This is a genomic window from Domibacillus antri, from assembly GCF_001936625.1.
Lineage (GTDB): Bacteria > Bacillota > Bacilli > Bacillales > Domibacillaceae > Domibacillus > Domibacillus antri.
The window spans coordinates 72,623-86,020 of sequence record NZ_MSDU01000015.1; the positions used below are offsets into that span (position 1 = coordinate 72,623).

Genomic DNA, 13,398 nt, shown 5'->3' on the forward strand with positions numbered 1-13,398 from the left:
CCTTTTAGTTTTCCATAATCAATGCTTTTAAGTCCGCCAATACACGGCCGGCTTCTTCCCATGAATAAACACTTGCACCGGCAGCAAGCGGATGGCCTCCGCCGCCGTATTTCATCGCCAAACCGTTTATGACAGTTCCTTTCGAACGGAAACGAACGCGGATTTGATCGTCTTCTTCAATGAAAAACACCCATGCCTGAATGCCTTTCACCCCATTTAATATACTGACAAGCTGTGATGTTTCTGCCTGCGTCGCGTTAAAACGGTCAAGCAGTTCTTTTGTCAGTCTGACTTCAGCGACACCGGATTCATCCATTTCAAAGTTTTGCAAAATGTAGCCTTCCATTTTTAAAACATGAGGATCTTTTTCATACATGCTGTTAAACAATTCCTGGCGGTTAAAATCATACTGCATTAATTCGCCGGCATACTTCATGGTTTCGATGGTTGTCGATGAATAAAGGAAACGGCCTGTATCACTGACAATACCCGCATATAGCAAACGGGCTGCTTCATCGCTCATCTTCAGCTGGCCGTCCGACGTTTTGTAAAGATCATAAATCATCTGGCTACACGCTGCAGCGTCTACATCGACCCAGCGCATATCACCATATGGATCTTCGTTTGGATGGTGATCAATTTTAATGACTTCTTTGCCCATTTTATAACGCTGGTCACAGATGCGCGCCTGATTAGCTGTGTCACACACAATGACAAGCGCCTCTTCATACACGCTGTCATCAATTTCGTCGAGACGGCGCATAAAGTCTAGCGTCGGTTCTTCTTCTCCGACTGTATATACGTTTTTTTCAGGAAATGTTGCTTTAATGATTTCCGCAAGTCCTCCCTGCGAGCCGTACGCGTCCGGGTCAGGGCGCACGTGGCGGTGAAGAATGATCGTCTCGTATTCTTTAATTTTGTCAATAATGTGTTGTTTCACTTGATTTCTCCTTCTCTAAACGCTTATTTCGGCTGGAAATCCACCGCCGTTCCCGTTACAATAAACAAGAGTTTACTGAACGGAGGAATTACACTCATGGCTTTTCTTGTCATTGTTATTGTCGTTGCGTTTGCTTTTTATGTTTTTTATCGAGTGCAAAACGTTCGCAGCAGACGGCCGATGGAAAAAAAGTGGCTGTCTGCCAAATCCAGTATGGCACTCGGATTATTTGTCGGCGTGTTCGGCATTAATACGCTGTTTGTCCAGCAAACGACCGTTTCTTACATCGTTGCCGCCGTTTTCATATTATTTGGCTTTGCGAGCATGATTGCCGGCTATAAAATGTACAAGTATTATTTGCCGTTTGCTCAAAAAGAAGCGGACGAACTCGACAATGATCGGTGAAAAGCAGGCTGCATTCAGTCTGCTTTTTTTATCGGTCAATCAACTGGCACATCATCATCACTTTTCCGGCGAGAACCCCTTCATTGTATACTTCCACATCCACTTTTCCGAACTTTCGGCCAATTTCCATCACTTTCGGATAAATGTCCAGTGTTGATTCCATTTGAACAGGCTTCAAAAAGTAAATCGTAATATTCTCCACGACAAGATCACCGCGTTTATGCGCACGCAGCGCCCGATTCGCTGCTTCTGTCACAATGGTTGTAAAAACACCATATGAAATCGTCCCGAGCTGATTGGTCATTTGCGGTGTCACTTCAAATTGATACACGTCTCCCGCTTCCCGGTCTTCAGGGAGCACAAGCTGCTTGGCAATCGTATCATCCAGCGTTTCAGCTGCCTGCGGCTGTCGCTGTGCCATTTGCATCGCTTTTAAGACGTCCTGACGGCTGATAATGCCCTGCAGACGGTTTTGTTCATCCACGACCGGCAGCAGCTCGATGCCTTCCCAAATCATCATATGAGCAGCTGATGCCACACTTGTTTTCATCGTCACGGTAATCGGATTTTTCGTCATGACTTTATCGATAATGACTTCACGGCCGCTTCCCATAATATCTTTCGCCGTCACCATACCAAATACCTTTAAATGCTCATCAACAACCGGAAATCGGCTGTGTGATGTGTCGCGATTTTTATCAAGCCAGTCACCGACACTATCCCCGACTTCTAAAAACACACTGCTTTCAACCGGTGTTAAAATATCACCGACGAGCACAATTTCCTTTTTAATGAGCTGATCATAAATAGCCCGGTTAATCATGGCGGCGACAGTAAATGTGTCATAGCTCGTCGAAATAACCGGCAGCTCGAGGTCATCCGCCAGTTTTTTTAATTCATCGCCCGCTTCAAAACCGCCTGTAATTAACACAGCGGCTCCTGCCTGCAGCGCAAGCTCGTGTGCTTTCACACGGTTTCCGACGATCAGTAAATTTCCCGGTCCTGTATAGCGCATCATCGCTTCCAGCTGCATTGCGCCGATGACAAATTTATTCAGTGTTTTATGTAAACCATTCCGTCCGCCGAGCACCTGACCGTCTACGATGTTAACCACTTCTGCAAAGGTCAGCTTTTCAATATTTTCTTTCTTTTTCTGCTCAATCCGGATGGTGCCGACGCGCTCAATCGCACTGACAAGCCCTTTTGTTTCCGCATCTTTAATGGCCCGATAAGCTGTCCCTTCACTTACTGAAAGTGCTTTTGCGATCTGCCGCACGGAAATTTTTTCACCGATTGGCAATTCCTCTATATATTGAAGAATTTGTTCGTGTTTCGTTATCACCTGTTCCACCCGTCCCTTTCCGCATGTCTCTCTTATTATTATAGAACAAAAGAACAGGAAAAAAAAGAAGCCGCCTCTAATGAGACAGCTTTTCACCGGACCGCATGATGTGGGTCACAAAGGCGTTGCGACATGACGTCGCGTTCTTAGCCTTTGATCCTTATAACTCCACCACGTCGCCAGGATTCATGACTTTCCCGGTTCCTTCTTTTACTTTTGAAACGAAGTCTTTCGGATCCTGTTTAATCGGCGGGAACGTATCATAATGAACAGGGACAACTGTTTTCGCCTGCAAAAAACCAGCCGCCAGTACCGCATCCTCTGGTCCCATTGTGAAATTGTCACCGATTGGCAGAAAGGCGAGATCAATCGGATGCAATTCACCAATTAATTTCATATCAGAGAAAAGACCGGTATCTCCCGCATGATACACTGTTTTTCCTTCATTCATGATCAGCACGCCCGCCGGCATCCCCATATACAAAAATGTGCCGTCTTCCTGCTGAAGACCGGAACCATGAAATGCAGGTGTGAATTTCACCTTTCCAAATTCAAATTCCCGGCTGCCGCCAATATGCATCGGGTGCGCATTAAGTCCTTGATGCTGCAGGTAAATCGCCAGCTCATTCACCGCAATAACAAGCGCACCGCTTCGTTTTGCGATCTCAACTGTATCCCCGACATGGTCGCCATGACCATGCGTCAAAATAATAAAATCCGGATTTTGTTCATCCGCTTTTAAATCCGTCAATTCATTGCCTGTAATAAACGGATCAATCAAGACCGTCTTGCCGTTTGATTCAATTTTAACAACGGAATGCCCGTGAAATGATACTTTCATCTTATAATCTCCTCTCCATTATCCATTCTCACTGCCTTTTCCCTATCATACATTCGATAAAACCAGCCAAACCCCTTTTTATTGCCGGAGAAAATTGGTCTGCAAAAAAAGAAAGCACCCATCAAGAATAATCTATTTCCCCCCTGCGAAATTGCGTGAATATTCAACTTTATTGCTTTCTATTTTTTTATTTTGTTGTACAATAAAGACATAAGGGGGAATGACTTATGTTGAAGTACAAAAACGTATTAGTGGCTGTTGACGGTTCAAAGGAAGCAGAATGGGCATTTAAAAAGTCTGTTCAAATCGCAAAGCGAAACGAAGCCGCCTTAAACCTGGTCCACGTCATCGATACGCGTTCATTCGCTGCAATTGAAGCATATGACCGCTCAATTGCAGAACGTGCAACAAAGTACGGCAATGACCTTCTTGATGAGTACAAAAAGGAAGCGGAAGCGGCCGGCGTGAAGCAAGTAAACTCATTCGTCGAGTACGGCTCTCCAAAAGTTGTGATTCCTAAAGATGTGGCTAAACAAGTAGAAGCGGACCTCATCATCTGTGGGGCAACAGGTCTTAATGCAATGGAACGGTTTCTGATCGGAAGCGTTTCCGAACACATTACCCGCGCCGCAAATTGCGACGTGCTGATCGTTCGCACAGATGAAGCAGCTGAATAACCGCGAAAAACCGCTGCCCCTATGAGGAAAGCGGTTTTTTTGTGCGATGTATCGGTTATGAGCGGAATCAATCGGCATGATGACTGAATAATAACTGGATTCCGCTCCACCCTTTTTCACAAAAAACCCGCCACTCCGTTGGCGGATTTTTGTCTTATTTAAGCAATTCTTTCGCCGCTTGAATCTGGTTTTCGACCTGGTCAAAACCGGTGCCGCCGAGAGACTTCCTTCTCTTGACTGCTTCATACGGGGATAAAACGCCATAAATGTCTTCTTCAATGACATTCGACGCTTCTTTCAACTCGTCCATTGAAAGATCGAGCAGGAAGCATCCTTTCTGAATGCACGTGAATACTAGTTTGCCGGTAATTTCATGCGCTTCACGGAACGGAATGCCCTTTGCAGCAAGGTAATCCGCCAGCTCAGTCGCATTCGAGAAATCATTTTGCACAGCGTCTTTCATGCGGTCTTCATTTACCGTCATTGTATCGACCATGCCGGCGAAAATTTTCAGAGAACCGAGAACCGTATGGACGGTATCAAACATGCCCTCTTTATCCTCCTGCATATCTTTGTTATAGGCAAGAGGCAGTCCTTTTAAAATTGTCAGCAAGCTGAACAGGTTGCCGTATACGCGTCCTGTTTTGCCGCGGATGAGTTCCGCCATGTCCGGATTTTTCTTTTGCGGCATAATGCTGGACCCGGTTGAGAACGTATCGTCCATCTCGACGAAGCGAAACTCCTGGCTCGACCAGAGAATGATCTCTTCCGCAAAGCGGGACAGGTGCATCATAAGAATCGATGAAGCACTTAAAAATTCTAAAATGAAGTCGCGGTCGCTCACAGCATCCATGCTGTTTTGATACACAGCGGAAAAGCCTAAGATCTCAGCGGACCGTTTGCGGTCAATTGGAAACGTCGTGCCGGCGAGTGCCCCTGCGCCGAGCGGGGACACATCGATGCGTTTTAGCGCTTCCTGATACCGTTCTTTATCACGCTGAAGCATCCAGAAGTACGTCATCAAATGATGTCCAAACGAGATCGGCTGCGCACGCTGCAAATGAGTATAGCCAGGCGCAATCGTTTCTTTATGTTTGTCAGCTTTCTCCACTAAAACCGACTGGAACTGGCTGATAAGGCCGATAATTTCTTTGACCTGCTTCTTCAAGTACAAATGCATATCGGTCGCAACCTGATCGTTCCGGCTTCGTCCGGTATGGAGCTTCCCTCCAACCGGGCCGATCGAATCAATCAACGCTTTTTCCAAATTCAAATGGATATCTTCAAGGGAAACCGAAAATTCGATTTCACCGGCTTCGGCTTTCTTCTTTAAAGCCTCCAGTCCCGCCTTGATTTGATTCATTTCTTCTTTTGTTAAAATACCCGTTTCACCGAGCATCGTGACGTGGGCGATGCTGCCTTCGATATCTTCAAAAACGAGCTCCTGGTCAAATGAGATGGACGCGCCGAATTCGTCTACCCATTCTTCCGCTGATTTCTGAAACCGTCCGCCCCACAATTTTTTCGTCATGATTATTTTAACCCTTTCTCTTTATGAACACGGGAGCTGACCACTGTCGGCAGTCCGTACAGGTTAATAAAGCCAATTGCTGAGGCGTGGTCGAATGCATCGTCTTTTGAATACGTTGCCAGTTTCTCGTCGTACAATGAGTAAGGTGATTTTCTGCCTTCTACAATGGCATGACCTTTAAACAGTTTCACGCGGACTGTGCCCGTAACGTATTTTTGTGTTTCTTTCAAGAACGAAACAAGTGCTTCACGAATCGGGTTAAACCATAAGCCATCATAAATAATCTCCGTCAGGCGTTTTTCAATAACCGGTTTAAAATGAGCCAATTCTTTTACAAGTGTAAGGTCTTCCAATTCTTTATGAGCGATAATCAATGTTGTTGCACCAGGCGTTTCGTATACTTCACGAGACTTAATGCCGACGAGGCGGTTTTCGATATGGTCGATACGGCCAACGCCATGCTTGCCCGCCACTTCATTTAAGTGAAGGATCAATTCAGCCAGTTCCATTTCCTGTCCGTTGACTGCTGTTGGAACGCCTTCTACAAAATCAATTTCAATGATTTCCGGCGTGTCCGGCGTATCTTCCAAATGCGCTGTTAAATCATACGCATCAAGCGGCGGCGCAGCCCACGGATCTTCTAATGCACCACACTCGTTTGCGCGCCCCCATAAGTTTTGGTCAATTGAAAACGGACTTTCTTTTCCGATCGGCACCGGAACGTTATGTTGTTTCGCGTATTCAATTTCTTCTTCACGCGACCAAGCCCAGTCACGAACAGGTGCAAGTACTTCCAGGTCTGGATTTAAAGCGCGGATGGCCACTTCGAAACGAACCTGGTCGTTTCCTTTTCCAGTGCATCCGTGTGCAACTGCTGTAGCATTTTCCTGCTCAGCGATTTCAACTAATTTTTTAGAAATTAACGGACGGGAAAGAGCGGAAACAACAGGATATTTATTTTCGTACCATGTATGGCCCTGTAAAGCAATTAATGCAAAATCTTCTGCAAACTCTTTTTTTGCATCGATCATGTAGCTTGAAACAGCACCGACTTGCAGCGCTTTGTTTTTAATAAATTCAAGGTCTTTTCCTTCGCCAACATCAAGGCAAACCGCCACAACGTCATACCCTTTTTCTTTTAGCCACGGAATCGCGACGGATGTATCTAAACCACCTGAATAAGCGAGAACTACTTTCTTACCCATCTATATTGCCTCCTCTATATTACGTTCACTAGTATAAATATTCATCAATTTTTATTTTTATTCTGTTAACATGTATAAAGAATATCACGTTATCCCTTGCCTTTCAAGTGCTTTTCATAAAAAAATACAGTTTTTTGTGTATTTATGTAGAAATCATGTATAAACGCCTATTTTGCCATTTTTGAAGACTTCTATTAAAATAGAAAGAAATCATTTTTGTAGGTGATCCAATGTTTCAGCATGACAATCGGCTTGGCATTTCCATTCCCGTTTTGCCGCGTGAATGGACAGATTATCCGCTTGAAGAACAGGAACAGATTATGCATATATGGGAAACCATCCGCGGGATGATCCCTGATCGGATTCAAGAACTGGAAAAATCGATAAACGAAAAGCAAACTGCTTTAAATAATGAAGAAAACTTCATCGTTTCATGCCGCTTAAATACCGAAATCAGTGAACTTGCTTCGGTTATTAATGATTTATGGCTCTGGTTTCGCACCGTACCGGATGTAAATTCATCAGATTCGCCGCAAAAAAGACATTCATAAATAGCTGAAAGAACCGGGATCATTCTCCGGTTCTTTCTTTTTTTTCATTCAAATAACGGAATTGATAGTAACTTTCCGCGAACTCTGTCACTTTTTTCGTCAGCCTGTAATTGGCGCCGGCGCCGATTGCGACTGATAAAAGCGGAATGCCGGATATTTTTTTGTTTCGAAGCGCCATCACCGCAGCGATTTTTACACATTGACGGATCGGCTCTTCCAGCCACGATTCATCCGCCATCCGTTCAGTCCCTTCATAAAAATAAAAGGGGGCTTTCCCATCTTCCACATCGGAAATAAGCTGTGCCCAGCCGTCCGCTTTCAACCGGTCCGGCAGCATGGCCGCATGAAAGACATTCAATGAAGCGGTCATTTCAAAAGGAATTTCAACATCGTATCCATACGAAAGTGCCGTTAACTGAACCGCTCTTAAATTAACCGCAGCCATTGCCAAAAAATCAGCCGCAACCGGCAGTGCCGTGCCTGTTCCCGTTACCGCTCCCTGCACAGCTGAATAAAAGCGGGTGCGCGTCATTTGCTGCCGGCTGATGTAACAAAGCTGATCGATCGTCAATTTCCGCAAGTCCCGAACATGTTCAATATCCTCACGGAAAATGCGGGCTGATGTGAGAATACGTTCGCGCGCTTCCGTTTGGAGCTGAGATCCTTGCAAAAGCGAGTGTACATGAAACAAGGCCTGATCAATCCGGGCAAAGGACCGGTCCCGTACTTCTTCCGGAATTTCCTGCATCAGACGCTCCAGCGCATTCGCCGCCTGGTATTCAACATCATTTCCTTCATAGGAGGCAAGCTGCTGCTCCCAGTCCATAAGCCGGTCCCAATACGCTCGGTCCCGTTCTGTCCACATACGTGTCATCCTTTCTGATAATCGCTGAACCAGCGGTCAATTTTCTGCACAATGCCTGCTGTTGCTTTTTTATCTGTCAAAGACGGCATAGAAGCAAGAAGCACCTCTTTTGGTTTTTTAACATCCGGCGCTTTTTTACGCATCATAAGAATGCTTTTTGCCGCCTGTTTATTTTTAAACAATGTTTCCGGCAGTTGAATGACACCTTCAATGTACGCTACTTCTGTTAAAAAGGCTTGCAGTTTTTTCGCTTCCGGCGATTCAAACAGCCCGTTTGGAATGATAAAAAACAGCTGTCCGCCCGGTTTCGTGTGACGCAAACTCTGCTCGATGAATAAATGGTGCGCATATGAATGGCCGCTGTCTGCCTGCAAGCGGTAGTCCGCTGCCCGTACATCATTCGGATAATACCCGACGGGCAAATCACAGACAACCACATCAACCGGATCGATCAAGAGCGGTTCCAATGCATCCTGGTTATATAATGTAATCGGATGATGCAAAAGATTGGCGCCCGCGTAAGCCAGCTTCAGAAGCACATCATCCAAATCAACACCATGCGCTTCCACCATTCCATCAAATTCATTTAAAATCGTCGTTACAAGATTACCCGTTCCAATCGTCGGATCAAGCAGTGTAAACGGCTTTTTGCCGCCAATGCTTTTTCTCATTAAATACGCAATAAATAAGCCGATCGAATCCGGCGTCATCTGATGATTTGTCTGCACATGTTCTTTCATGCCTTTTAAAATGGCCAGCTGGTACGACTTACGGATCGATTCTTTTGAATAACGGTCCAAATGGGCATGATCATACAACTTTTGAAGCCGCTTTTTATCCATTTCCGAAAGTTCTTTATGGATCACATCGCCGTGAAACAAATTTTCCGCCGTTTCACCGAGCGCCTCAAGATAAGTGATCGACAATGCGCGCCCGAGTATAAGGGCAGATTCATCGAATGTAGTAAAAAGCTGTTCAACGGATACTCCTTGATTCATCGTAAAATCCTCTCTTTCTATTCGCAAAAAACAGCCGGCTCCGACAAAATGTCAAAGCCGGCTGTGTGACGTGCCGTACTGAATTAGTTTGCTGCTTTCGCTGCTTCAATCGCCGCATCGTAATTCGGATGATCCGTTGCTTCGCTGACATACTCCACGTATGTAACTGTATCATTTGAATCAATCACGAATACAGAGCGAGTCAATAGGCGAAGTTCTTTAATACCGACGCCATATGCTTCGGCAAAAGAAAAGTCACGATGGTCAGACAATGTCTTTACACTTTCCAGACCCGCAGCTGCGCACCAGCGTTTTTGAGCAAATGGAAGGTCAGCTGAAATCGTCAACACTTCAACGTTGTCCACTTTTGCTGCTTCTTCGTTAAAACGGCGTGTCTGTGCATCACATACGCCCGTATCAAGCGAAGGCACAACGCTGATCAAGCGAACTTTGCCCGCTGTATCCGCTAATGTCACCGCAGATAGATCATTTGCGAGCACGTTAAAATCAGGTGCTTTGTCACCCACTTTTACTTCGCTGCCAATCAATGTAATCGGATTTCCTTTAAATGTTACATTTGCCATGTATAATTCCCTCCAAATTCAGCAGTATACATACATCATACTGAAAAAACCAGGATAATTGCAATGGAAAAGGATTAAATGACGGCTTTTTTCTTTTGGATGCCTCTCACTTGAGCAAATGTAAAAACAGCGAGCGCGCTCCAGATGAAAACAAATGACAGCATTTGTGACGACGTAAACGGTTCATGATAAGCGAGTACGCCGAGCAAAAGGGTCATGGTCGGCGCGATGTATTGTAAAAAACCGATCATATAAAGCGGAATTTTTTGTGCGCCATGACCGAATAACAAGAGCGGGATCGCTGTCAGCACACCGCCCCCCATTAAAAGCAAGTCCGTTTTCACCTCCCCCGAAAACAGGCTCATTCCTCCTTGCATAGATGTATAGACAAGATAAAGAACCGCAAGCGGCGTTACAACGGCTGTTTCAATGGTTAAGCCGACTGCCGCATCCATTTTGATCATTTTTTTCGCCAGACCGTACAAGGCAAACGACACCGCCAGCGAAATCGACACCCATGGGAATGACCCATATGAAAATGTCATGACGAGAACGCCCGTCGCTGCGAGTAAAAAGGATACGAGCTGTGCTTTGGAAAGCGCTTCTTTTAACACGATAACACCAAGCAGTACACTCATGAGCGGATTAATATAATACCCCATGCTCGTTTCAATAATATGGTCGTGATTGACCGCCCAAATAAAAACGAACCAGTTGACACTGATTAAAAGGGATGCTGCTGCGAGTGCCAGTGCCTCTTTCGGATGCGTTTTTATTTCTATCAGCACGCTCTGAAGCGGTGCCAGCTTTTTCATGACAATAAGCAGTATAATCATGAAAATAAACGACCAGATAATCCGGTTAGCCAGTATTTCATAAGCAGATACACTGTCGATTAATTTCCAATAAATCGGAATTAGACCCCAAATAATATATGAACCTGCGGTGAATAGAATACCTGTTTTCCATTCGTTTTGCATATTTACACCTGATTTCTTTCTATACTCGAAATATCTTCCGGTAAAATCCCGCGCCCTTTGTAAGGCGCGGGATTTTATAATAAGTCTTCTATTTCCGCTTCTTTTTTCGGCAGCATGATGGTTTCCGTATCACGTACTGCCTGTTCAATCAGCGGATTAAAGTCGAGAAAGCTTTCAAAATACTGTACTTTTTCTGTTTTTGGCCGTGTTTTCGGTGCGGCCGGTGTGAAAATCGTACAGCAGTCTTCAAACGGCAAAATGGAAATATCATGCGTGCCGATTTTTCTGGCAATCTCCATAATATCCAGCTTGTCCGAAGCAATGAGCGGGCGCAAAACGGGTGTGTTCGTCACGTCGTTAATCGCCGCCATACTCTCCATCGTCTGACTTGCGACCTGCCCTAGGCTTTCACCTGTCACAATGGCAAGCGATCCTGTCTGCTCCCGAATCCGGTCCGCAATCCGCATCATGATTCGACGCGTTGACGTCATCGTATAATTTTCCGGCACCTGCTTATGAATCGTTTCCTGAATAGATGTAAACGGCACGATATGAAGGCGAATTTGACCGCCATATTTGGTTAAGGCGTCAGCTAGGTCAATGACTTTTTGTTTCGCCCGTTCACTCGTATACGGCGGGCTGAAAAAGTGGACGGCTTCAATTTCGACGCCGCGCTTCATCATCAAGTAGCCGGCAACCGGGCTGTCAAGACCTCCTGATAAGAGAAGCACCGCTTTTCCGGCAGCGCCAGCCGGCATTCCACCTGCTCCGGCAATGGTTTCACATGACAAGTATACTGCTTCTTTCCTCACTTCGACAACAAGCGTTAGGTCCGGATTGCGCACATCAACCGTTAACTGTTCCGTGTTGCGTAATACATGCCCGCCAATTTCATGGTTTAACGTGTGCGTATCAAGCGGAAACGTTTTATCGGCACGGCGTGTTTCCACTTTAAACGTCGTCCCGCCACTCATTGCTTTTTTCACTAATTCAAGAGCGGCCGCTTTCACCTCATCCAGTTCCTGCGATGTTTTCACAACCGGGCTGAATGATTGAATACCTGATACATGAACGAGTTTTTCCTTCACATCATCAAATGATGCGCCATTTAAATAAATAAACATACGGTCGCGCTGGGCTTCCACTTGAATTTGGTCATCAGCGAGCAGGCGCTTTATATTCGATTTCATTTTATTTGTAAACTTGCTCCGGTTGCGGCCTTTTGTTGAGATTTCACCGTAGCGGACTAAAATGCGGTCATATTTCATTTTCGTTCATTCCTTTTTTTCGCCAGAACCGGCACAACGCGGTCCAAGGCGGCAATAAATTGATTAGCTTCTTCCATTGTATTATATCGTGAAATACTGACACGGATGGCGGAAGCTGCCTGTTCTCCACTTACGTTCATCGCTTCGAGAGTCCGGCTTGGCTTATTTTGCTTTGACGAGCATGCGCTCGTAGTCGAGACAACGATTCCTTCTTTCTCCAGCGCGTGAACGAGCACTTCCCCTTTCACTCCCGGCACAGAAAAATTCAGAATATGCGGAGCTGCCTGAATCGGTGTATGAACGACTGCCCAATTTCTGGTGTTCAGCTGTTCACGAATTGTTCCTGTTATTTTACGCAGCTTTTCAGGATTTTCATTATGCAGCAAGCGCACGGCTCTGGCAAGCGAGGCAATTCCAGCCGCATTTTCCGTTCCACTCCGTAAGCCGTTTTCCTGACCTCCCCCTGAGAAAAGCGGCAAAACATTCACCCCAGACCGTTTATATAAAAAACCAGTGCCATTTAATCCATGAAATTTGTGTCCGGACACCGATAAAAGATCAACACACGCTTTATTCAAATGAAGCGGGACCTTTCCAAATCCCTGCACACCATCTACATGAAATGAAACGCCCGGGTATTGTTGCAGCATTTGGCCGATTTCCTCCACCGGCTGCACGGCACCTGTTTCATTATTTACATGCATAACGGATACAAAGATGGTTTCATCGGTGATGGCCTTTTCAATGTCTTTCACCCTTACAATGCCGTTTTCGTCCGGTCTTACAAACGTAACGCTGAATCCATCCTTTTCAAGGGCAAGAAACGCTTCATAGACAGATGGATGTTCAAAAGCTGTTGTAATGATATGACGGCCGCGTCCTTTGTAAAAAGCGGCAGTTCCTTTCACCGCAAGATTGTTTGACTCCGTTCCGCCGGAAGTAAAAATAATTTCATCCGGAGCTGCGCCAATCAATCCGGCGATTTGCGCGCGCGCTTTTTCAATCAGACGTTCCGCTTCCATCCCCGGCGTATGAAGGGATGACGGATTCGCAAAGAAGCGGGTTCCCGCTTTCAAAAACGTTTCCATAACGGACCCATCAGGCATCGTCGTTGCACTGTTATCAAAATAAATCATGTTTCATACCCCTCACATTTTTTCACCTATTCATGTTAGCACAACCGCATAAAAAAAGCCGCCTCTTTTGTTTTG

The 13,398-nt window shown here is 45.5% G+C and carries 14 protein-coding genes; 3 read left to right on the plus strand and 11 right to left on the minus strand.

From position 1 onward, the window contains the following. Positions 1 to 4 precede the first annotated feature (4 nt). Positions 5 to 940, minus strand: coding sequence for a DHH family phosphoesterase (locus BTO30_RS08480; protein ID WP_075398297.1), 936 nt, complete (start codon positions 938 to 940; stop codon positions 5 to 7). A gap of 96 nt (positions 941 to 1,036) precedes the next feature. Between BTO30_RS08480 and BTO30_RS08485 the strand changes: the two genes are divergently transcribed. After that, entirely contained in the window at positions 1,037 to 1,345 is a 309-nt protein-coding gene (locus tag BTO30_RS08485; protein WP_075398298.1) for a YtpI family protein, read from the plus strand. Between the two features lie 28 nt (positions 1,346 to 1,373). Here BTO30_RS08485 and BTO30_RS08490 read toward each other — a convergent pair whose 3' ends face one another. Together BTO30_RS08490 and BTO30_RS08495 are read right to left on the minus strand one after the other, a co-directional pair. After that, the gene (locus BTO30_RS08490; RefSeq protein ID WP_075398299.1) at positions 1,374 to 2,687 is read right to left on the minus strand and encodes a CBS domain-containing protein; all 1,314 of its coding nucleotides are present in this window, start codon (positions 2,685 to 2,687) and stop codon (positions 1,374 to 1,376) included. 160 nt (positions 2,688 to 2,847) lie between these two features. Next, positions 2,848 to 3,528, minus strand: a complete 681-nt coding sequence (locus tag BTO30_RS08495) for a metal-dependent hydrolase (protein WP_075398300.1) — start codon at positions 3,526 to 3,528, stop codon at positions 2,848 to 2,850. Between the two features lie 227 nt (positions 3,529 to 3,755). On the opposite strand from BTO30_RS08495, the gene BTO30_RS08500 reads away from it, so the two are divergent. Further along, the gene (locus BTO30_RS08500) at positions 3,756 to 4,205 is read left to right on the plus strand and encodes a universal stress protein (RefSeq protein ID WP_075398301.1); all 450 of its coding nucleotides are present in this window, start codon (positions 3,756 to 3,758) and stop codon (positions 4,203 to 4,205) included. 154 nt (positions 4,206 to 4,359) lie between these two features. Here the strand turns inward: BTO30_RS08500 and argH are convergent, their stop codons facing one another. Together argH and BTO30_RS08510 are read right to left on the minus strand one after the other, a co-directional pair. Further along, positions 4,360 to 5,736 carry an argininosuccinate lyase gene (gene argH, locus BTO30_RS08505; protein WP_075398302.1) on the minus strand — a complete coding sequence of 459 codons (1,377 nt, stop codon included), beginning with the start codon at positions 5,734 to 5,736 and terminating at the stop codon, positions 4,360 to 4,362. A gap of 2 nt (positions 5,737 to 5,738) precedes the next feature. Then, complete coding sequence (locus BTO30_RS08510) at positions 5,739 to 6,941, minus strand: argininosuccinate synthase (RefSeq protein WP_075398303.1); 1,203 nt, start codon at positions 6,939 to 6,941, stop codon at positions 5,739 to 5,741. A gap of 230 nt (positions 6,942 to 7,171) precedes the next feature. On the opposite strand from BTO30_RS08510, the gene BTO30_RS08515 reads away from it, so the two are divergent. Then, complete coding sequence (locus BTO30_RS08515) at positions 7,172 to 7,492, plus strand: restriction endonuclease subunit S domain-containing protein (protein ID WP_075398304.1); 321 nt, start codon at positions 7,172 to 7,174, stop codon at positions 7,490 to 7,492. A 19-nt stretch (positions 7,493 to 7,511) separates the two neighbouring features. Here BTO30_RS08515 and BTO30_RS08520 read toward each other — a convergent pair whose 3' ends face one another. The 6 genes from BTO30_RS08520 to BTO30_RS08545 all read right to left on the minus strand — a co-directional run bounded on the left by BTO30_RS08520 (position 7,512) and on the right by BTO30_RS08545 (position 13,323). After that, positions 7,512 to 8,357, minus strand: coding sequence for an EcsC family protein (locus BTO30_RS08520; RefSeq protein ID WP_075398305.1), 846 nt, complete (start codon positions 8,355 to 8,357; stop codon positions 7,512 to 7,514). Positions 8,358 to 8,362: 5 nt separating this feature from the next. Further along, positions 8,363 to 9,355 carry a class I SAM-dependent methyltransferase gene (locus BTO30_RS08525; protein ID WP_075398306.1) on the minus strand — a complete coding sequence of 331 codons (993 nt, stop codon included), beginning with the start codon at positions 9,353 to 9,355 and terminating at the stop codon, positions 8,363 to 8,365. A gap of 83 nt (positions 9,356 to 9,438) precedes the next feature. Continuing rightward, positions 9,439 to 9,939 (minus strand): thiol peroxidase, encoded by a 501-nt coding sequence (tpx, locus tag BTO30_RS08530; protein ID WP_075398307.1) that lies wholly within the window; start codon positions 9,937 to 9,939, stop codon positions 9,439 to 9,441. Between the two features lie 74 nt (positions 9,940 to 10,013). Then, positions 10,014 to 10,919 carry an EamA family transporter RarD gene (gene rarD, locus BTO30_RS08535; protein ID WP_075398308.1) on the minus strand — a complete coding sequence of 302 codons (906 nt, stop codon included), beginning with the start codon at positions 10,917 to 10,919 and terminating at the stop codon, positions 10,014 to 10,016. Between the two features lie 74 nt (positions 10,920 to 10,993). After that, complete coding sequence (gene thiI / locus BTO30_RS08540) at positions 10,994 to 12,187, minus strand: tRNA uracil 4-sulfurtransferase ThiI (RefSeq protein WP_075398309.1); 1,194 nt, start codon at positions 12,185 to 12,187, stop codon at positions 10,994 to 10,996. Further along, on the minus strand, positions 12,184 to 13,323 hold the full coding sequence (locus tag BTO30_RS08545) for a cysteine desulfurase family protein (RefSeq protein ID WP_075398310.1): 1,140 nt from the start codon (positions 13,321 to 13,323) through the stop codon (positions 12,184 to 12,186). Before BTO30_RS08545 ends, thiI begins: the two co-directional genes overlap by 4 nt. Positions 13,324 to 13,398 lie beyond the last annotated feature (75 nt).

Excerpts from the sequence above, each read along its gene's own strand:
- BTO30_RS08485 (WP_075398298.1), top strand. The coding sequence starts at position 1,037 with ATGGCTTTTCTTGTCATTGTTATTGTCGTTGCGTTTGCTTTTTATGTT.
- BTO30_RS08495 (WP_075398300.1), bottom strand. The coding sequence starts at position 3,528 with ATGAAAGTATCATTTCACGGGCATTCCGTTGTTAAAATTGAATCAAAC.
- BTO30_RS08500 (WP_075398301.1), top strand. The coding sequence starts at position 3,756 with ATGTTGAAGTACAAAAACGTATTAGTGGCTGTTGACGGTTCAAAGGAA.
- argH (WP_075398302.1), bottom strand. The coding sequence starts at position 5,736 with ATGACGAAAAAATTGTGGGGCGGACGGTTTCAGAAATCAGCGGAAGAA.
- BTO30_RS08510 (WP_075398303.1), bottom strand. The coding sequence starts at position 6,941 with ATGGGTAAGAAAGTAGTTCTCGCTTATTCAGGTGGTTTAGATACATCC.
- BTO30_RS08515 (WP_075398304.1), top strand. The coding sequence starts at position 7,172 with ATGTTTCAGCATGACAATCGGCTTGGCATTTCCATTCCCGTTTTGCCG.
- BTO30_RS08520 (WP_075398305.1), bottom strand. The coding sequence starts at position 8,357 with ATGTGGACAGAACGGGACCGAGCGTATTGGGACCGGCTTATGGACTGG.
- BTO30_RS08525 (WP_075398306.1), bottom strand. The coding sequence starts at position 9,355 with ATGAATCAAGGAGTATCCGTTGAACAGCTTTTTACTACATTCGATGAA.
- tpx (WP_075398307.1), bottom strand. The coding sequence starts at position 9,939 with ATGGCAAATGTAACATTTAAAGGAAATCCGATTACATTGATTGGCAGC.
- rarD (WP_075398308.1), bottom strand. The coding sequence starts at position 10,919 with ATGCAAAACGAATGGAAAACAGGTATTCTATTCACCGCAGGTTCATAT.
- thiI (WP_075398309.1), bottom strand. The coding sequence starts at position 12,187 with ATGAAATATGACCGCATTTTAGTCCGCTACGGTGAAATCTCAACAAAA.
- BTO30_RS08545 (WP_075398310.1), bottom strand. The coding sequence starts at position 13,323 with ATGATTTATTTTGATAACAGTGCAACGACGATGCCTGATGGGTCCGTT.